The organism is Terrabacter sp. NPDC080008 (assembly GCF_040702505.1).
In the GTDB taxonomy this organism is placed as follows: Bacteria; Actinomycetota; Actinomycetes; order Actinomycetales; family Dermatophilaceae; genus Terrabacter.
This window is the reverse complement of sequence record NZ_JBFBLC010000012.1, coordinates 13,019-31,580: the sequence shown is the minus strand read 5'-3', so window position 1 is coordinate 31,580 and position 18,562 is coordinate 13,019. Positions and strand designations below refer to the sequence as shown.

13 protein-coding genes are annotated in these 18,562 nt (G+C 72.0%); 9 read left to right on the top strand and 4 right to left on the bottom strand.

All coding sequences use genetic code 11. The features are described from left to right. Nucleotides 1-51: 51 nt before the first annotated feature. Together AB0316_RS20765 and AB0316_RS20760 are read left to right on the top strand one after the other, a co-directional pair. Nucleotides 52-399, top strand: coding sequence for a hypothetical protein (locus tag AB0316_RS20765; RefSeq protein ID WP_366275139.1), 348 nt, complete (start codon nucleotides 52-54; stop codon nucleotides 397-399). Then, entirely contained in the window at nucleotides 396-1,505 is a 1,110-nt protein-coding gene (locus AB0316_RS20760) for an alpha/beta hydrolase (RefSeq protein WP_366275137.1), read from the top strand. The genes AB0316_RS20765 and AB0316_RS20760 overlap by 4 nt, the downstream gene beginning before the upstream one ends. On the opposite strand, the gene AB0316_RS20755 is transcribed toward AB0316_RS20760, so the two are convergent. The 3 genes from AB0316_RS20755 to AB0316_RS20745 all read right to left on the bottom strand — a co-directional run bounded on the left by AB0316_RS20755 (nucleotide 1,424) and on the right by AB0316_RS20745 (nucleotide 5,997). Next, entirely contained in the window at nucleotides 1,424-4,201 is a 2,778-nt protein-coding gene (locus AB0316_RS20755; protein WP_366275136.1) for an HAD-IC family P-type ATPase, read from the bottom strand. The genes AB0316_RS20760 and AB0316_RS20755 overlap by 82 nt on opposite strands. Before the next feature lie 43 nt (nucleotides 4,202-4,244). Further along, complete coding sequence (gene ppk2, locus AB0316_RS20750) at nucleotides 4,245-5,114, bottom strand: polyphosphate kinase 2 (RefSeq protein ID WP_366275134.1); 870 nt, start codon at nucleotides 5,112-5,114, stop codon at nucleotides 4,245-4,247. Nucleotides 5,115-5,256: 142 nt separating this feature from the next. Continuing rightward, entirely contained in the window at nucleotides 5,257-5,997 is a 741-nt protein-coding gene (locus AB0316_RS20745; protein ID WP_366275132.1) for an ion channel, read from the bottom strand. A gap of 114 nt (nucleotides 5,998-6,111) precedes the next feature. Here AB0316_RS20745 and kdpF point away from each other — a divergent pair, with 114 nt between their 5' ends. The 6 genes from kdpF to AB0316_RS20715 are packed head-to-tail and all read left to right on the top strand — an operon-like array spanning nucleotide 6,112 to nucleotide 14,119. Continuing rightward, on the top strand, nucleotides 6,112-6,198 hold the full coding sequence (kdpF, locus tag AB0316_RS20740; RefSeq protein ID WP_366275185.1) for a K(+)-transporting ATPase subunit F: 87 nt from the start codon (nucleotides 6,112-6,114) through the stop codon (nucleotides 6,196-6,198). Beyond that, the gene (gene kdpA, locus AB0316_RS20735; protein WP_366275130.1) at nucleotides 6,198-7,844 is read left to right on the top strand and encodes a potassium-transporting ATPase subunit KdpA; all 1,647 of its coding nucleotides are present in this window, start codon (nucleotides 6,198-6,200) and stop codon (nucleotides 7,842-7,844) included. Before kdpF ends, kdpA begins: the two co-directional genes overlap by 1 nt. Next, nucleotides 7,841-10,021: a potassium-transporting ATPase subunit KdpB gene (kdpB, locus tag AB0316_RS20730; RefSeq protein WP_366275129.1), complete on the top strand. Its 2,181-nt coding sequence runs from the start codon at nucleotides 7,841-7,843 to the stop codon at nucleotides 10,019-10,021. The genes kdpA and kdpB overlap by 4 nt, the downstream gene beginning before the upstream one ends. Nucleotides 10,022-10,026: 5 nt before the next feature. Further along, nucleotides 10,027-10,608, top strand: coding sequence for a potassium-transporting ATPase subunit KdpC (kdpC, locus tag AB0316_RS20725; RefSeq protein WP_366275127.1), 582 nt, complete (start codon nucleotides 10,027-10,029; stop codon nucleotides 10,606-10,608). Nucleotides 10,609-10,625: 17 nt separating this feature from the next. Next, entirely contained in the window at nucleotides 10,626-13,445 is a 2,820-nt protein-coding gene (locus tag AB0316_RS20720; RefSeq protein WP_366275126.1) for a DUF4118 domain-containing protein, read from the top strand. Beyond that, entirely contained in the window at nucleotides 13,442-14,119 is a 678-nt protein-coding gene (locus AB0316_RS20715; protein ID WP_366275125.1) for a response regulator transcription factor, read from the top strand. The genes AB0316_RS20720 and AB0316_RS20715 overlap by 4 nt, the downstream gene beginning before the upstream one ends. A gap of 17 nt (nucleotides 14,120-14,136) precedes the next feature. Here AB0316_RS20715 and AB0316_RS20710 read toward each other — a convergent pair whose 3' ends face one another. Beyond that, on the bottom strand, nucleotides 14,137-17,064 hold the full coding sequence (locus AB0316_RS20710) for a DNA translocase FtsK (protein WP_366275124.1): 2,928 nt from the start codon (nucleotides 17,062-17,064) through the stop codon (nucleotides 14,137-14,139). 115 nt (nucleotides 17,065-17,179) lie between these two features. Between AB0316_RS20710 and AB0316_RS20705 the strand changes: the two genes are divergently transcribed. Beyond that, the gene (locus tag AB0316_RS20705) at nucleotides 17,180-18,463 is read left to right on the top strand and encodes a hypothetical protein (RefSeq protein WP_366275122.1); all 1,284 of its coding nucleotides are present in this window, start codon (nucleotides 17,180-17,182) and stop codon (nucleotides 18,461-18,463) included. Nucleotides 18,464-18,562: the final 99 nt, after the last annotated feature.

The window sequence follows — 18,562 nt, the reverse complement described above, 5'->3', positions numbered from 1 at the left end:
TATCCATTCTCATAGTTGACATTGGTTTCACTCATGAGAATACTTCGTCTCATGAGCGCTGTACACCTGACCTCCTCGCAGCTCACCGTCGAGCTCACCCGCGCGGAAAAAGTCGCCGGACTCCACGGCGACATCACCATCCCCCTGGCTGCCATCCGCGCCGTCGACGTCGTGCCGGATGCCCTCGCGGCGGCCCACGGGCTGCGCGCGCCGGGCCTCGCCCTGCCGGGAGTGCGCAAGGTCGGCACGTGGCGCACCAGGAACGGCTCGGAGTTCGTCGTGGCCGGCCGTGGCCAGCGTGGTGTCAGGCTCACCCTGACCGGCCAGGACCTCGCCTCGGTCCTGCTCGGCGACGACGACGCCGACGCGCTCGCCGCCCGCATCCGGACCGCGCTGTGAGCACCTCCGCGGGCGGCGCAGCCCGCTCGGCCCGCGCGGTCGAGCTGCGCTTCGCCGGACCGGACCGTGACCTGGCTGCGGCGCTGGTCGTGCCGGACGGCCCGGGCCCCTTCCCCGCGGCGGTCCTCGTCAGCGGCTCCGGTCCCGTCGACCGGGACTCCAACGCCCCGCAGCTGGCCATCGACTCCACCCGGCAGCTCGCCGACGCACTCGCCGAGGCCGGCATCGCCTCGCTGCGCTACGACAAGCGCGGCGTGGGCGGGAGCAGGCTGCTGCGCGACGGCAGCACCGAGGGCAAGCACGCCTGGAAGCGGGTCGGCCTCTTCGACAACGCCGACGACGTCGCCGCCGCGTACGCCGCCCTGGCCGGCCGGCCCGAGGTCGACGCCTCCCGGCTCTTCCTCGTCGGGCACTCCGAGGGCGCCACCCTGGTGGCCCACGTCGGTGCCCGGCTGCTCGCACAGGGCGCCGGGCCCCGCCCGGCCGGCATCGTGCTGCTCTCGCTGGCCGCCGTGCCCGGTGACGTCGTGCTGCGCTGGCAGACCTCCGCGGTGCTGCCCACCCTGCCGGCGCCCGTCCGCGCCATCCTGCGCCTGATGCGGGTCGACGTCGTCGCGAAGGTCTCGCGCAACCACGACCGGATCCGCGCGACCACGACCGACGTCGCCCGCATCGGGGGCGCGACCATCAACGCCAAGTGGTTCCGCGAGTTCCTCGACCACGACCCGCGCCAGGACCTGCGGGCCCTGACCGTGCCCGTGCTGGCCGTGACCGGCAGCAAGGACCTGCAGGTCGACCCGGCCGACCTCCACGTCGTCGCCGCGCTCGTCCCGGGCCCCATCGACACCTGGTGCGCACCGGACGTCTCACACGTGCTGCGCACCCAGTCGGGTCCGGCGTCGCTGCGCGCCTACAAGGAAGACGTTCGCCGGCCGGTCGAGCCGGCGGTCCTCGAACGCGTCACGGCCTGGATGGTGGCCCGCGCCCGCCCCGGTGTCGCGACGGAGGGCGCCCCGCAGCAGCGTCAGGCCACCGGCGACGCCCCGGCCTCGGCGGGAACGGTGACCGCATCGGACCCGCGACGGGCGCGCAACGCCAGCTTGTAGAGCTCGCCGAGGAGCAGCAGCAGGACCCCGGGGACCAGCACGATCGCCCACTGCCGCCCGGTCAGCGGGACGGTGTCGAAGAGGTCCTGCAACACGCGCATCTGGGTGATGAGCATGGCACTGACAACGGTCCAGCCCAGCGCCCACAGCAGCTTCGGGTTCGAGAGTGTCGCGCTGCCGAACGCGCTGTCCTCGGGGAAGCGAAGGTTGAGGGCGAGGAAGGCGTTCATGAGGGACAGCCCGACCAGCGCCATGGTCTGCCCGACCTGGAGCGAGCCGTAGGTGGTCTTGCCGATCTGCACCAGCACGAGGGTCGCGGCAGCCATGTAGAGGCCGTTGACCAGGAGCCGCACCATCATCGACCTGACGATGATCGGCTCGTCGGAGGGCCGGGGCGGTCTGTGCATGATCCCCGGGTTGGCCACGTCCAGGCCCATCACGGCGCCGAGGGGGGCCACCACCGCCATGTGGATCCACAGCACCTGGGAGGGGATCAGCAGCGCGGTGCCGGCGACCCGGAACAGGCTCGACCCCAGGAACGCGAGGATGAACATGAAGAGGTTCGCGATCTGGATCCGCAGGAACTTCTGCAGGTTGTCGTAGACCGACCGCCCCTCCTCGACCGCGGCCACGATGGTGGCGAAGTTGTCGTCGGCGAGGATCATCTTGGCGGCGCCCTTGGCGACGTCCGTGCCGGTGATGCCCATGGCGATGCCGATGTCTGCGGCCCCGATCGCCGGGGCGTCGTTGACGCCGTCCCCCGTCATCGCCACGACGTGGCCGTTGCGCCGGAGCACCTCGACCAGCCTCACCTTGTGCTCGGGAGCCACCCTCGCGATCACGCCGAGCTCCTCGACCTGCCGGGCCGCCTGCTCGTCGTCGAGCGCCGCGAACTCGGCGCCGGTCATGGTCCGGCCCTCGATGCCGAGCTCCTCGGCGATCGCGGCAGCGGTGACGGCGTGGTCCCCGGTGATCATGCGGACCCGGATCCCGGCCCGCTTCGCCTCCGCGACGGCCTTCTTCGCCTCGGCCCGGGGCGGGTCCACCTCTCCGACGAGGGCCACCATCTCGAGATCCTGCATCAGCGGCATCAGGTCGGCTGACGGGTCGAAGGTGGCCGGGTCGAACTCTCGCTGGGCGAAGGCCAGGACCCGCCTTCCCTGCGCGGCGATGCGCTCGTTCTCGGCGGAGACCTTCGCGCGGGTCTCGACGGTCAGCGCCTGACTCACTCCCCCGGGCATCCGGGCACTCGTGGACCGCTCCAGGACCACGTCCGGCGCGCCCTTGACGTAGGCCCGCACCACGGGTCGCCCATTGCCCCCGGGCATCTCGTGGAACGTCGCCATGAACTTGTAGTCGGAGTCGAACGGCAGCGTCGCGATGCGCGGGTGGCTCTGGCGGAACTGCCGCACGTCGATGCCGCCCTTCTCCGCCAGCACGTAGAGGGCACCCTCGGTGGGGTCGCCGACGACGGCGCCCTCCTGGATGTCGGCGTCCTGGCAGAGCGCACAGGGGAAGAAGATGTAGTCCAGGTCCGACTCCGCGTCACCCGCGGTGCGGTGCACCTGGCCCTCGAAGCCGTAGCCCTCGCCGCTGACCGTGTAGTGGTGCGCCACTGTCGTCAGCTCACGGACGGTCATCTCGTTGCGGGTCAACGTGCCGGTTTTGTCGGAGTTGATGGCAGAGGTGGAGCCCAGGGTCTCGACGGCGGGCAGCACCTTCATGATCGCGTGCCGGCGGGCCATGTTCACCGACCCCACCGACAGGATGGTCGTCACGACGGCGGGAAGGGCGTCGGGGATGGACCCGACAGCCAGCGCCACGCCGATGCCGAAGAGCGCCGTGAAGGACTCGCCCTGGACGAGCCCCAGGACGAGGATCGCGACGAAGGCGAAGAGCGCCGCGGCGATGATGAAGACGGTGAGCCGGTCGACCTGCTTGGTCAGGGGCGTCTTCTCGGCCTTCTGGCCCGCCAGCAGGTGAGCGATGTGCCCGACCTCCGAGCCCATGCCCGTGGTGGTCACGAGGATCTCGCCGTGACCGCGGGTCACGTTCGTGTTCATGAAGGCCATGCACGTCCGGTCGCCGATCGCCACGGCGGCCACGGGCAGCGGCTCGGTGCCCTTCTCGACGGCCAGGCTCTCTCCGGTCAGGGCTCCCTCCTCGATCTGCAGCGTGGCGGCGACGACGACCCTGCCGTCTGCCGGGACCCGGTCACCCGCGTCGACCAGCACGACGTCACCGGGCACGATCTCCTCGGCGGGGATCTCGAGGACGGAACCGCCGCGGCGCACCTTGGCGACCGCCTGCAACATGGCCCCGAGGGCCGATGCTGCGGCGTGGGCCTTGCCCTCCTGGTGGTATCCCAGCCAGGCGTTGAACAGGGTCAGCAGGGCGAGTCCGATGGCAGTGCCCCACTCGCCGATCAGCAGGCTCACGACGGCCGCCACGACGAGCACGATCTGCATGTAGTCGCCGTAGTGCCTGAGGAACTGCCGCCACACCGGCTCCGGCTCCTCCTCGGCGATCACGTTGGGCCCGGAGGCGGCGAGGCGGTCCTGCGCCTGCTCCTGCGTCAGGCCCCCGGCCACGTCGACCTCCAGCCGGTGCGCGGCCTCGTCGACCGTCAGGGTCCACCAGGCCACGGTCCCCTCCGGCTGGGCGGTGACCGTCTCGGCACTCACCTTCTGGGACATCGGTTCCTCCCTGGGACGACGGGCGGCTCTGGACGACCAGCCGTCAGAACGGTGTGGGGATGGCGCGCGGCGGCAGGGTCGGCGGCTGGTAGTCGCCGGCGTCCTGGCGTTCCGGCAGCTCGACCTCCTGGAGCTCCAGCGGCTCGTAGGGCACCTGGCTCAGCAGGTGGCTGATGATGTTGAGGCGGCCGCGCCGCTTGTCGTCGGTGTTCGCGACGAACCACGGGGCCCACGGGGTGTCCGAGGCGGCGAACATGGCGTCGCGAGCGCGGGAGTAGTCGTACCACCGGCCGTAGGACTCGAGGTCCATCGGCGAGAGCTTCCAGACCTTTCGGGGGTCGTGGATCCGGCTCTCGATCCGACGGGTCTGCTCCTCGGGTCCGACCTCGAGCCAGTACTTCAGCAGGAGGATCCCCGAGTCGGTCATCGCCTTCTCGACCGCGGCGACCTGCTCGAGGAAGCGGTCGGTCTGCGCCGGTGTGCAGAAGCCCATGACACGCTCCACCCCGGCCCGGTTGTACCAGCTCCGGTCGAAGACGACGACCTCGCCGGCGGCCGGGAAGTGCCTGATGTACCGCTGGATGTACATCTGCGACCGCTCCCGCTCGGTGGGTGCCGGCAGGGCCACGACGCGGAAGACCCGGGGGCTCACCCGCTCGACGAGCCGCTTGATGGTGCCGCCCTTGCCGGCGGTGTCACGCCCCTCGAAGACGATGCAGACCTTGGCCCCCGTCGCCCTGACCCACTCCTGCATGGCCACGAGCTCCCCGTGGAGCACGGCCAGCTCGGACTCGTAGGTCCGGCGCGGGAGCCTGTGACCGCGCTGGCCCCGCTCGCGGTCCGCCGTGGGCCCGCGCGGCTGCTGTTCCGCGGCCTGCGCCTTCGCGCCCCGCCCCTTGTGCTTCTTGCCCATCGCCGGCCTCCCGCATGCCGCCGGTCGCGTCTGCGGTCGCGTTCCCCTCGAACCTCGACCGCCTTCGTAGGCTAACCCCGGCGTCGGCGCGGCGTCCGCGCTTCACCGGGCACACGGCATACGTCCGCGGCGGGGCAGCACCCTACTGGCGGAAGCGGGCGATCGTGAGGCCGACGAGGCGGGCCACGACGAGCGCGACGTAGAGCATGCCGACGATCTGCTGGAGCAGGACGAAAGCCCGAGCGTGCGCCTCGACGGCGATGATGTCGGACAGGCCGGTCGAGGTCATCGTGGTGATGGACAGGTAGAGCAGCTCGAACCAGGTGCGCGTCCCCGGGTCGGCCTCGCCGTAGATCGTGAAGGAGTGGCCCCACACCAGTTGGACGGCGGAGTAGAGGTAGGCGAAGCCCCAGGCCACCACGGTGAACGTCGCCCCGGTGGCATAGAGCTCGTCGCGGGTCACCCAGTTGTCGGCGAACATGTAGCGGATCAGGCCGTAGGCCGTGTAGAGGTAGAAGAGCGCGTGAAGCAGGGCGCTCCAGAAGGCGACGACGTCGTTCAACGGCCAGATCGCCTCGGCCACGGTGAGCAGCACCACCGGTCCGCCGAGCAGCACCGCGATCCACGTCAGGGCCGGCGTCGCGCGCACGGCCCGAACCGCGAGGAAGAGCACGAGCAGCCCGATGATGCCGAAGACCGCACGGCCGGTCTCGCGCACGTCGACGGCGCGGGTCTCGATGAAGGGATAGGTCAGCAGGGCCGTCAGCTGGGCGAAGAGCAGCAGGGCGCACGGCAGCTCGGCGATCTTGCGCCGGACGCGGTCGAGCCGCGAGGGAGCACTCCCTCGCGGCGTTGGCGGCCACAGCTCCAGCGACGCAGTCACGCGAGGGAGCCTATCCCGGCACCGCGCCTGGCCGCCGTCAAGAAGCCGTCAAGGCCCCGTCAGCCGGGCATCAACCCCGCAGGTGGCCGCCGCGGCCGGGCATAGGACTGACCCATGGTCACCGACATCCTCCTGGGCCTCGTGGCGCTCGGCCTGCTCGCCTACCTCGTCCACGTCCTGCTGCACGCGGACCGCTTCTGATGAGCGACACGCTCAGCGGGCTGCTCACCATCGCCGTCCTCGTCGCCGCCCTCGCGATCGTGCACGTGCCGCTCGGGAACTGGATGGCGAGGGTCTTCACCGACGAGAAGCACTGGACGGCAGAGCGGCTCGTCTACCGCCTCGTCCGCGTCGACCCCGCTTCCGAGCAGCGGTGGCCGACGTATGCCGTCGCCGTCGTCGCGTTCTCGGTCGTCGGGGTCGCGCTGCTGTTCCTCATGATCGTCCTGCAGGGCGTGCTGCCGTTCGCCCGTGGCGCCACGATGCACGTGGACACGGCCCTCAACACTGCGGTCTCGTTCGTCACGAACACCAACTGGCAGTCGTATGCCGGTGAGTTCGGGACGTCGCCGCTCGTGCAGACCGTCGGGCTCACCGTCCAGAACTTCGCCTCCCCCGCCGTCGGGCTGGCCGTTGCCGTTGCGCTGGTGCGCGGTCTCGCGCGCTCCACCGGCACGACCCTCGGCAACTTCTGGGTCGACCTGACGCGCGGCCTCGTCCGCGTCATCCTGCCCCTCGCGGTGGTGGCCGCCGTCGTGCTGCTGCTCGGCGGCGTGGTCCAGAACCTTGCCGAGCCGACGGCCGTCGCGACGCTCTCGGGCGGCCACCAGGTCGTCCAGGGCGGCCTCGTCGCCTCGCAGGAGGCCATCAAGGAGCTGGGGACCAACGGCGGCGGCTACTTCAACGCGAACTCCGCCCACCCGTTCGAGAATCCCAGCCCGCTCACCAACCTCGTCGAAGTCTTCCTGCTCCTCGTCATCCCCTTCTCGCTGCCGCGCACCTACGGTGTCATGGTCGGCGACCGGCGCCAGGGCTGGACCGTGCTCGGTTTCATGGCGACCCTGTGGTGCCTGATGCTCGCCGCCGTCACCTGGGCCGAGGTGCACGCGGCGACGGGCCCGCTCGGCGGCATGGAGGGCAAGGAGCTGCGCTTCGGCGTGTGGCCCTCGGCCCTCTTCGCCAGCAGCACAACGGCCACCTCGACCGGCGCCGTCGACTCGATGCACGAGAGCTTCTCGGCCCTCGGTGGCGGCGGCGCCCTCTTCAACATGATGCTCGGTGAGCTCTCCCCCGGTGGTGTCGGCACCGGGCTCTACAGCGCGCTGCTCGTCGCCGTCCTCGCGGTGTTCCTCGCCGGTCTCATGGTCGGGCGCACCCCCGAGCTGCTCGGCAAGCAGGTCGGGCGCCGCGAGATCACGCTGGTGGCACTCGCCGTGCTCGTCATGCCCTTCCTCGTGCTCGTCTTCACCGGCATCGGCATCGTCGCGCCCCTCGTGTCGTCGCAGATGCTCGCCACCGGACCGCACGGCCTCACGGAGGTGATGTACGCGTACACCTCCGCCGCCAACAACAACGGCAGCGCCTTCGCCGGGCTCTCAGCCGACACGCCCTACCTCAACCTCACGCTCGCGCTGTGCATGTTCCTGGGCCGTTTCGTCCCCATCGTGCTCGTGCTCGCGCTCGCGGGCTCCTTCGTGGCCCAGCGTCGCCGGCCGGTGACCGCGGGCACCCTACCCACCCACACCCCCACCTTCGTGGGCCTGTTCGTCGGGGTGGCCGTCATCGTCGGCGGGCTCACCTTCTTCCCGGCGCTGGCCCTCGGTCCCCTCGCGGAGGCACTCTCATGACCCGGTCGTCCACGACCACCACTGCCGGCGCCGCTCCCACGCAGCGTGAAGAGCCCGGTAACCCCGAACGGCACGGACGTCGCCCCCGACGTGACCCGGCCGGTGCGGAGCTGATCCGTCCAGGGCGGGCCACCACCTCGTACGGGCAGCTGGGCCGGCAGCTCGTCGCCACCTTCCCCCAGGCCGTCGCCAAGCTCGACCCACGACACGTGTGGCACAGCCCCGTCATGTTCGTCGTGTGGGTCGGCTCGGTGGTGACCACCGTCCAGGCCCTCGTCCAACCGTCGTGGTTCGCCTGGGCCGTGACCATCTGGCTCTGGGCCACCGTGCTCTTCGCCAACATGGCCGAAGCCGTCGCCGAGGGCCGCGGCAAGGCCCAGGCCGCCACCCTGCGGGCTGCGCGCAGGACCACCACCGCCCAGCGCCGGCTCGACGACGACGGCTCGCTCGAGACGGTCGCCGCCTCCGACCTGCGAATCGGTGACGTCGTCGTCGTGCGACCCCACGAGGTCATCCCCGGCGACGGCGACGTCATCGAGGGGATGGCGACGGTCGACGAGTCCGCCATCACCGGCGAGTCCGCCCCGGTCATCCGCGAGTCCGGCGGCGACCGGAGCGCCGTCACCGGCGGGACCACGGTGCTCTCCGACGGCATCACGGTGCGCATCACGACCAAGCCGGGCGAGACCTTCATCGACCGGATGATCGCCCTCGTCGAAGGTGCGTCGCGGCAGAAGACGCCGAACGAGATCGCCCTGACGATCCTGCTCACGGTGCTGACGATCATCTTCCTGCTGGCCGTGATGGCGATGCAGCCGATGGCGGTCTACTCCGGGCAGGCCCAGTCGCCCGTCGTGCTCGTCGCCCTGCTCGTGTGCCTCATCCCGACGACCATCGGCGCGCTGTTGTCGGCCATCGGCATCGCCGGCATGGACCGCCTGGTGCAGCACAACGTGCTCGCCATGTCCGGGCGCGCCGTCGAGGCCGCCGGCGACGTGTCGACCCTGCTGCTCGACAAGACCGGCACCATCACCTTCGGCAACCGGCGGGCCACGGAGCTGCTGGCCGCCCCGGGGCTCGAGAGCGTGCAGGTCAACCGCGCCGCCTACATCTCCTCGCTCGCCGACGAGACCCCGGAGGGGCGCTCGATCGTCGAGCTGGCCGCGAGCTCCCTGGACGACAAGGCCCGCAGCGACCTCGACCGACTCCCCCGGGACGGCGCGTCCTTCGTGGAGTTCAGCGCGACGACGCGCATGTCGGGCGTCGACCTCCCCGACGGGACCGCCTATCGCAAGGGTGCGGCCGACTCCGTCGCCCGCTGGGTGCGGGGCAACGGCGGCGAGCTGGCCACGGGTGTCACGACCGTGGTCGACGGGATCGCCTCCTCCGGGGGCACTCCCCTCGTCGTCGCGGTGCACGAGCCCGGCCGGGCCCCACGCGTCCTAGGCGTCATCCACCTCAAGGACGTCGTCAAACCAGGTATGAGTGACCGGTTCGCGCAGCTGCGGGCCATGGGCATCAAGACCGTCATGGTCACCGGGGACAACCCCCTGACGGCCAAGTCGATCGCGGCGGAGGCGGGCGTCGACGACTTCCTCGCCGAGGCCACCCCCGAGGACAAGATGGCCCTGATCAAGCAGGAGCAGCACGGCGGTCGGCTCATCGCGATGACGGGCGACGGCACCAACGACGCCCCTGCCCTGGCCCAGAGCGACGTCGGCGTGGCGATGAACACCGGCACGTCCGCGGCCAAGGAGGCGGCCAACATGGTCGACCTCGACTCCGACCCGACCAAGCTCATCGACATCGTCTCGATCGGCAAGCAGCTGCTCATCACCAGAGGCGCGCTGACGACCTTCTCGATCGCCAACGACATCGCGAAGTACTTCGCGATCATCCCGGCGATGTTCGTCGTGATCTTCCCCGGCCTGGGCGCGCTCAACGTCATGGGCCTCGCCTCACCCAGGTCGGCCATCACCTCCGCCGTCATCTTCAACGCGCTCATCATCATCGCGTTGATTCCCCTGTCGCTGAGGGGGGTCCGCTACCGCGCCGTCGGCAGCACCGCCCTGCTGCGGCGCAACATCTGGGTCTACGGCCTGGGCGGCATCGTGGCCCCGTTTCTCGGGATCAAGCTGCTCGACCTCGTCGTGAGCCACCTCCCCGGAATGATGTGACCGACGTGACCAGCACCCTGAGCTCCTTCGTCAAGCAGTCCTGGGCCGCCCTGCGGGCCATGCTCGTGCTCACTGCCCTCTTCGGCCTGCTCTACCCCGCCGTGATCTTGGGTGTCGGGCAGGTCGTCGCCCGCGACCAGTCGGCCGGCTCGCTCGTACGCGTCCACGGCGCCGTCGTCGGGTCCAGCCTGCTCGGCCAGCAGTGGGCCGGCGACCAGTGGTTCCACGGGCGCCCCTCCGCGAGCGGCTACTCGGGCGACACGAGCGGCGGCTCGAACCTCTCCGGGAGCGCGCTCGCCGCCGAGGTCGGCAAGCGCGCCCAGGCCGCCGGGCTGGACCCGGGGACCGCCCCCGCGGATGCGCTCACCGCGTCCGGCAGCGGGCTCGACCCCGACGTGTCGCCTGCGTACGCGTTGAGCCAGGTCCCACGGGTAGCGACGGCCCGTGGCCTGGACCCGACCCGCGTACGCGCCCTCGTCGACGCGCACACCAGCGGTCGCCAGCTCGGGTTCCTGGGACAGCCGCGCGTGAACGTGCTGGAGCTCAACCTCGCCCTCGACGCTCTCGCTGCTCCGTCAGCGCACTGACCTGCGAGGATCAGGACATGGCAGCAGGAGGGCAGCCGCCGACCACCGGTGAGGTTGTCGACCGGTCCGAGGCCGCGCCGGTCCGGGTGCACGGCCGTGGCCGACCGCGCGGGTCCCTGCGGATCTACCTCGGGGCCGCGCCGGGCGTCGGCAAGACGGTTGCCATGCTCGACGAGGCGCACCGGCGCCGCGAGCGCGGCACCGACGTCGTCGTCGGCCTCGTCGAGACGCACGGGCGGCCCCACACCGCCGCGCTGCTCGAGGGTCTGGAGCTGCTCCCCCGGCGCACGGTGCGCCACCGGGGCAACGAGCTGACCGAGCTCGATGTCGAGGCCGTCCTGCGGCGCCGACCGCAGGTCGTCCTCGTCGACGAGCTGGCCCACACCAATGTCCTGCCCGGGGATCGCCCCGGACCTGTAGGCGGAACCGATCCCGGCAGCGCGACGGCTTCGCCGGTCCACGAGAAGCGCTGGGAGGACGTCGAGACCATCCTCGAGGCGGGCATCGACGTGCTCTCGACGGTGAACATCCAGCATCTCGAGTCGCTCAACGACGTGGTCGAGTCCATCACCGGGGTGCGCCAGCGCGAGACCGTCCCCGACGAGGTCGTGCGCCGGGCCGAGCAGATCGAGCTCGTCGACATGACTCCGCAGGCCCTGCGCCGCAGGCTCGCCCACGGCAACGTGTATGCGCCGGAGAAAGTGGATGCCGCCCTCGCCAACTACTTCCGCATCGGCAACCTGTCGGCGCTGCGCGAGATCGCACTGCTGTGGCTCGCGGACCGCGTCGACGAGGCCCTGGAGCGCTACCGCGCCGACGAGGGGATCGCGGTCGCCTGGCCCGCCCGTGAGCGGGTGGTCGTCGCGGTCACGGGTGGGCCCGAGAGCGAGACGCTGCTGCGGCGCGGGGCCCGTATCGCCAGCCGGGTCGCCGGCGGTGAGCTCATCGCCTGCCACGTGCGATCGTCCGAAGGCCTGGCCACCACCGACCCGGCCGAGCTCGCCCGGGTGCGACGCATCGCCCGTGACGTGGGCGCGGAGTTCCACGAGGTGTCCGGCCACGACGTCCCCGCCGCGATCCTCGACCACGCGCGAGGGGTCAACGCGACGCAGATCGTCGTGGGAGTGAGTCGGCGCAGCCGCTGGCAGCACGCGCTGCGCCCCAGCATCGCGTCGGAGGTGGCCGACGCCTCCGGTGAGATCGACGTGCACCTCGTGACCCACGAGGGCTCGAGGATCAGCCGCGGGTCCCGGCGGACCGGGCGCACGTGGGCGCTGCCCCGGGCCCGGGTGGCCGGCGGCTTCGGCATCGCCCTGGTCGGGCTCGTGGTCCTCACGGTCGTGCTCGTCGAGACCCGTCAGGGCTTCGCACTGTCCCTCGACCTGCTGCTCTACCTCGCCCTCACCGTCGCGTGCGCCCTCGTCGGAGGCATCTGGCCCGCGCTCTTCTGCGCCGTCGTGGGGTCACTGGTCGTCAACTGGTTCTTCACCGAACCCCGCGGGACGCTGACGATCGCCGATGCACCCAACGCCCTCGCCCTCGCCGTCTTCGTCCTCGTCGCGATGGCGGTCTCCGCGGTCGTCGCCCTCGTGGCTCGGCGGACCGAGCAGGCGCTGGCCGCTGAACGCGAGTCGGCAGCGCTGGCCACCCTCAGCCGGGACCTGCTCGCCGAGCCACGGCCGCTCCCGGCCGTCCTCGAGCGCGCCCGCGTCGCCCTCGGCATGCGGTCCGCCTCGCTGGCCCGCCTCGACAGCGCGGAGACGGTCCCTGCCGCCGGAGCCGTCGTCGGAGAGGTCATCGCGTCCACCGACCCCGCGCTCCCCCCGGGCTCCCCGCTGCCGACCGAGCAGGCCTGGGCCGTCGACGTCGCCCTCGACGACGACGTCCACCTCCTCCTCGACGGCGACCCCGTCGCGGCCGAGGACCAGCGGGTGGTCAACGCCTACGCGGCGCACGCGGCGATCCTCTACGGCCGTGAGCTGCTCGTCGAGCAGGCCCGCCGGGCCGTGGGCCTGGCCCGCGACAACGCCGCCCGGACCACGCTGCTCGCCGCGGTGTCCCACGACCTGCGCACCCCGTTGGCCAGCATCAAGGCGGCCGTGTCGACCCTGCGCCAGACGACCTTCGAGCTGCCGCCCGAGGACCGGGCCGAGCTGCTCGAGTCGATCGAGCAGTCGAGCGACCAGCTCGACGGGCTCATCGGCAACGTCCTCGACCTCTCCCGCATCCAGACCGGCGCGGTGCGCCCGCACACCCAGGCGGTCGACCTCGTCGACGCCGTGATCACCGCACTGCGCACCACATCGAACCCGACCCAGGTGGAGCTCGCCCTCGACCCCGACGTGCCACCGGTCCTGGCCGACCCGGGCCTGCTCGACCGGGTCCTCGCCAACGTGGTGGAGAACGCCCTGCGCCACCGCGAAGGCGCGATGGTGCGCGTGACGGCCGGACGCATCCGCGACACGGTCCAGCTGCGCATCGCGGACCGCGGGCCCGGTGTCGCCGACGAGGACAAGGAGCGCATCTTCGAGGCCTTCCAGCGTGTCGGCGACACGCCCAGGGGTGAGGGCCTGGGGCTAGGTCTTGCGGTCTCGCGTGGTCTGATGACCGTCATGCACGGCACGCTGCTTCCCGAGGACACCCCGGGCGGCGGTCTCACGATGGTCGTCGAGCTGCCCGCGGCACCCTCGGAGCACGTCCTGCTCGTGCAGGACGTCGACGTCACCGGCGCAGCGGGCGCCGGCGCGGCCGGGGCAGCACCAGTGCCGCACTCGAAGGCCACGCCGGACCATGACCGCGGTGGCCGCGTCGATGCCGGCCGCCGGGAGTCGCCGTGAGCCGCATCCTCGTCGTCGACGACGACCCGCGCCTGCTCCGCACCCTCTCGATCGCGCTGCGCGGTCACGGGCACGAGGTGCTCACCTCCGCCGACGGCCGCAGCGCGGTCCAGGCCGCGCTCGAGGACGCGCCCGATGTCGTCATCCTCGACCTGGGCCTGCCCGACCTCGACGGCGTCGAGGTGCTGCGGCAGGTGCGCCGCGACTCGGCGGTACCCGTCATCGTCCTCTCGGCCCGGCACGACTCGGACGACAAGGTCGAGGCGCTCGACCTCGGGGCCGACGACTACGTGACCAAGCCGTTCGGCGTCGAGGAGCTGCTGGCCCGCGTCCGGGCCGCGGTGCGGCGCTCGGGCGAGGGCGGTCGTGCCATCGAGGCGGTCGCCACCGACCGGGTCACACTGGACTTCGCCGACCGGCGCGCCACGGTCGAGGGCCACGACGTGCGCCTGACGCCGACCGAGTGGCGGCTGCTCGAGACCCTGTGCCGCACCCCGGGGCACCTGGTCTCCCAGCAGGACCTGCTGCGCCAGGTGTGGGGCCCGTCCTACGGCCGGGAGTCGAACTACCTGCGCGTCTACGCCAACCAGTTGCGGCGCAAGCTCGAGAGCGACCCGAGCCGGCCCGTGCACCTGCTCACCGAGCCGGGGCTGGGCTACCGCTTCGTCGTCTGAGGGAGGACGGGCGCCGGTCAGTAGCGCTCGCGGCCGCCGCGGTCGGTGAGGTTCCAGGCGTCCTCGGACTCCTCGTCGTCCTCCTCGACCGTCGGCGTCATGTCGCCCGGCGTCCAGCGCGCCGTCGGCATCGCGGTCGTCTCGTCGTCGAAGCGGTGCTCGCCGCGCTCGGCGACGATCGCGGCGGTGCGCTGCGTCGCGGGCTCCGGAGCCGGCTCCGCCTCCGCCTCGTCGGCATAGCCGGCCGAGACGTCGGGCGGCTCGATGTCGACGGGCGGCGCGGCATACGGCTGGGCGGGCTCGGCGACCTCGAGGTCGTCGGACGGCTCGTTCGGGTGCGGCACGTCCTCGCCGCGCAACAGCGCGAGGGTCTGCTCGAGGTCGTCGGGGCGCACGAGCACGTCGCGGGCCTTGGAGCCCTCGCTCGGGCCCACGACCCCGCGCGACTCGAGCAGGTCCATGAGGCGACCGGCCTTGGCGAAGCCGACCCGCAGCTTCCGCTGGAGCATCGAGGTCGAACCGAACTGCGTCGTGACGACGAGCTCGGTGGCCTGGAGCAGCACGTCGAGGTCGTCGCCGATGTCGTCGTCGATCTGCTTCTTGGGCGCCGCGACCGTGACGTTCTCGACGTAGTTGGGCTTGAGCTGGGTCGTGACGAACTTGACGACCTCGTGGATCTCGGACTCGTTGACCCACGCGCCCTGCACGCGCATCGGCTTGCTGGCGCCCATCGGCAGGAAGAGCGCGTCACCCTGGCCGATGAGCTTCTCGGCGCCGGGCTGGTCGAGGACGACGCGGGAGTCGGCGAGCGAGGAGGTCGCAAACGCCATGCGCGAGGGCACGTTGGCCTTGATGAGGCCGGTGACGACGTCGACCGACGGGCGCTGCGTCGCGAGGACGAGGTGGATGCCGGCGGCACGCGCGAGCTGGGTGATGCGCACGACCGACTCCTCGACGTCGCGCGGGGCGACCATCATGAGGTCGGCGAGCTCGTCGACGACGACGAGCAGGTACGGGTAGGTCGTCAGCTGCCGCTCCGAGCCCGGCAGCGGCTTGACCTTGCCCGCGCGCACCGCCTTGTTGAAGTCGTCGACGTGCTTGAACCCGAACGCCGCGAGGTCGTCGTAGCGCTGGTCCATCTCCTTGACGACCCAGGCGAGCGCCTCGGCGGCCTTCTTGGGGTTGGTGATGATCGGGGTGATCAGGTGCGGGATGCCTTCGTATGCCGTGAGCTCCACGCGCTTCGGGTCCACGAGGATGAGGCGCACCTCCTCGGGCGTGGCGCGCATGAGGATCGAGGTGATCATCGAGTTGACGAAGCTCGACTTTCCGGAGCCGGTGGCGCCGGCGACGAGCAGGTGCGGCATCTTCGCGAGGTTGGCGATGACGTAGGCGCCCTCGACGTCCTTGCCGACACCCATGACCATGGGGTGCTCGTTGCTGCGGGCCGTGTGGCTGCGCAGCACGTCGCCGAGCGCGACGTTCTCTCGGTCGGTGTTGGGGATCTCGATGCCGATGGCGGACTTGCCCGGGATCGGGCTGAGGATGCGCACGTCGGCCGACGCGACGGCATACGCGATGTTCTTCGACAGCGCGGTGACGCGCTCGACCTTGGTGCCCGAGCCGAGCTCGACCTCGTAGCGGGTGACCGTCGGGCCGCGGGTGAAGCCGGTGACGGCGGCGTCGATGTCGAACTGCTCGAAGACGTTCGACAGTGACTCCACGACGCGGTCGTTGGTCTCGCTGCGCGTCTTGTGCGGCGCGCCGGGTGTCAGCATGGCCTGGTCGGGCAGGCGGTAGGTGATGTCGCCGCCGAGGCTCAGCTGCTCGACGCGGGCCGGCAGCTCGGACATGGGCGGCGGGATGAGCTCGGCCTTCGGGCCCACCTTGCTCGTGTCGGGGGCGCCGAGGGTCTTCGGGTCGGTGGCGTCGATGACCTTCTCGCCCTTGCCACCCGGGCGCGGGACGACGAGGCCGGGAGGCGTCGGGCGCTTCTCCCCCGGTCGGGGACCACCGGCCCCCTCGTCCTCGAGGGCCTTCTGCGCGGCCTGGCGGAACGCCTCGTCGCCGTCGCGGTCGCCGAGGTCGACCGGCTTGCGGCGGGCTCGCTTGACCGCCGCGGCCGGGGCGTCCTCCGGCTCGTCGTCGTGCTCGTCGTAGCGACCGTCGTGGATGACGAGGGCACGCAGCTGCCGCAGCCGGGTGGGGATCATGGCGACCGGGGTGGCCGTGACGACGAGCAGCCCGAAGATGCCCAGCAGGACGAGCAGCACGAGGGCACCGACCGGCGAGACGGCCGCGGCGAGCGGGCTGGAGGCGAGGAAGCCGAGGATGCCGCCGGCGGCGCGCATGCCGTCGGCGCCGTCGGGCGGGTTCGGGATGCCGTCTGCAAGGTGTGCCAGGCCGCAGGCCGAGAACGTCAGAGCGATCGTGCCGACGATGATGCGGTTGGTCGCCGCGTCGTCCTGGGGTGCGCGCAGCATGCGCAGGCCGAGCGCGAGCAGGACCAGCGGCACGGCATACGCGACTCGCCCGAACGTGCCGGCGAAGACGGCGTGCACGACGTCGCCGAACGTGCCAGCAACGCCCCACCACTCGCGGGCGGCCACGATGACGGCGAGCGCGATGAGGGCGAAACCGATCCCGTCGCGGCGGTGCTCCGGCTCGAGGTCTGCAGCGCTGTGGCCGACGCGGCGCACCGCCCCGCCGGCCAGGTGGGAGACGCCCATCCAGGTGTTGCGGACGGCGCCGAGCGGGAAGGGCAGGCCGCCCCCACGCGCTTTCGTCGCGCCCTTGGCGGCCGGCTTGCGCGCGGCGGGCTTGCGCTGCGCGGGCCGGGTGGAGCGGGCAGCCGGAGGGCGTGACGAGGCACCGCCGGACGACCCCTTGGCGCGGGTGGCCGCGGCGGTGGTCGGTCGCTGGCTGGTGGAGGGACGTGACGCCATGCTGGCACGGTACGTCACCGCACCCCTGAACTCACGCGTCACACGCGCACCAGGGGGTGATGGGTGTCCGCACCGATGCAGGCCCGGGCCCGAGGGGCGCTCCTACGCTGGAGAGGTGAGCGCGGGGCCACCCCCGAGCGAGGGACCGGACGCGGGCAGGGACCTCACACCGTCCGGAGGGGCCGGCCTGCGCGCGCTGCTCGAGATCGGCCCCTTCCGCAACCTCTTCGCCGCCGGCACCGTCTCGAGCTTCGGCGACTGGCTCGCCCTGCTCGCGACGACGGCCCTCGCCGCCGAGCTCGCGCCCGGTGGTGTCGCCGAGTACCTCGCTGTCTCGGGGGTCTTCGTCCTGCGCATCGCGCCGGCCGTCGTGCTGGGGTCGCTCGCCGGAGTCGTCGCGGACCGCCTCGACCGCCGCCTTGTGCCGCCCGACCGTCTCGAGCTGGCCAACCAGCTCGGCCTCGTCGGCAGCTACGGCACCGCGCCGGTCGCGGCCGTCGCCTTCTCCGGCCTGTCGCTGCTCGCGGCTCCCCCGCACTCGCTCCTGCCGGGGCTCGACCCTCAGGGCACCTTCCTCGCGATGTACGTCAACGGCGCGACGTTCGTGCTGAGCGCCGTCATCGTCTGGCGCACGACCTTTCCGGAGCGTGGGGCCGGCGAGACGCTCGCCGGTGAGTCGATCCTGCGCACGGTCACCGACGGGCTGGTCGTCGTCAGGGAGCGGCCGTTCGTGCGCGGCCTCCTCGCCGGGATGACGGGCACCTTCGCCGCAGGAGGGTTGGTCATCGGTCTCGCGACGCGCTTCGCCTCGGACCTGGGGGCGGGCGCTCCCGGCTACGGCCTGCTCTTCCTCGCCGTCTTCACCGGCATGGCGGCCGGGATCGTCGGCGGTCCGCGGCTGCTCGCCGGCTTCTCGCGCCCGCGCGTCTTCGGTGCCGCCCTCGCGAGCGCAGGGGTCCTCATCCTGCTGCTCGCACTGCTGCCCGCGATGGCGGCCGCCCTGCCGCTGGCCGTGCTGCTGGGCGCCGTGATCGGCGTGGCGTGGGTCGTCGGCTACACCCTGCTCGGCCTCACCATGGAGGACGAGGTGCGCGGCCGCACCTTCGCCCTCGTCCAGTCGCTCGACCGTGTCGTCCTCGTGCTGGTGCTCGCCGCCGCGCCACTGCTCGCGGCAGCCTTCGAGGCGCTCCTGCCGTTGCCCCACCGCTTCCGCCTCGGGCCGCTCAGCCCCACCTATACCGGCGCGACGGCCGCCTACCTGCTCGCCGGCCTCGCCCTGGTCGGTGCCGGACTGGCCGCCTGGCGCACGATGAACGACAGACCCGGGCTGAGCGTCCTTGCCGAGGTGCGCGACGTGCGGCGCCGCCGTCGGCTCTCGGACCGCGGCGGCCCGCCCTGACCGGCCGGACCGGCGCCGACCGGCACCGACCCCCTCGTCTCGGATGGCGACACAGCTGGACCGACCGGTGGACAGGGCGAGAGCCGCACGCCTATCGTC

Excerpts from the sequence above, each read along its gene's own strand:
- AB0316_RS20755 (WP_366275136.1), bottom strand. The coding sequence starts at position 4,201 with ATGTCCCAGAAGGTGAGTGCCGAGACGGTCACCGCCCAGCCGGAGGGG.
- AB0316_RS20720 (WP_366275126.1), top strand. The coding sequence starts at position 10,626 with ATGGCAGCAGGAGGGCAGCCGCCGACCACCGGTGAGGTTGTCGACCGG.
- AB0316_RS20710 (WP_366275124.1), bottom strand. The coding sequence starts at position 17,064 with ATGGCGTCACGTCCCTCCACCAGCCAGCGACCGACCACCGCCGCGGCC.
- kdpB (WP_366275129.1), top strand. The coding sequence starts at position 7,841 with ATGACCCGGTCGTCCACGACCACCACTGCCGGCGCCGCTCCCACGCAG.
- kdpA (WP_366275130.1), top strand. The coding sequence starts at position 6,198 with ATGAGCGACACGCTCAGCGGGCTGCTCACCATCGCCGTCCTCGTCGCC.
- kdpF (WP_366275185.1), top strand. The coding sequence starts at position 6,112 with ATGGTCACCGACATCCTCCTGGGCCTCGTGGCGCTCGGCCTGCTCGCC.
- ppk2 (WP_366275134.1), bottom strand. The coding sequence starts at position 5,114 with ATGGGCAAGAAGCACAAGGGGCGGGGCGCGAAGGCGCAGGCCGCGGAA.
- AB0316_RS20765 (WP_366275139.1), top strand. The coding sequence starts at position 52 with ATGAGCGCTGTACACCTGACCTCCTCGCAGCTCACCGTCGAGCTCACC.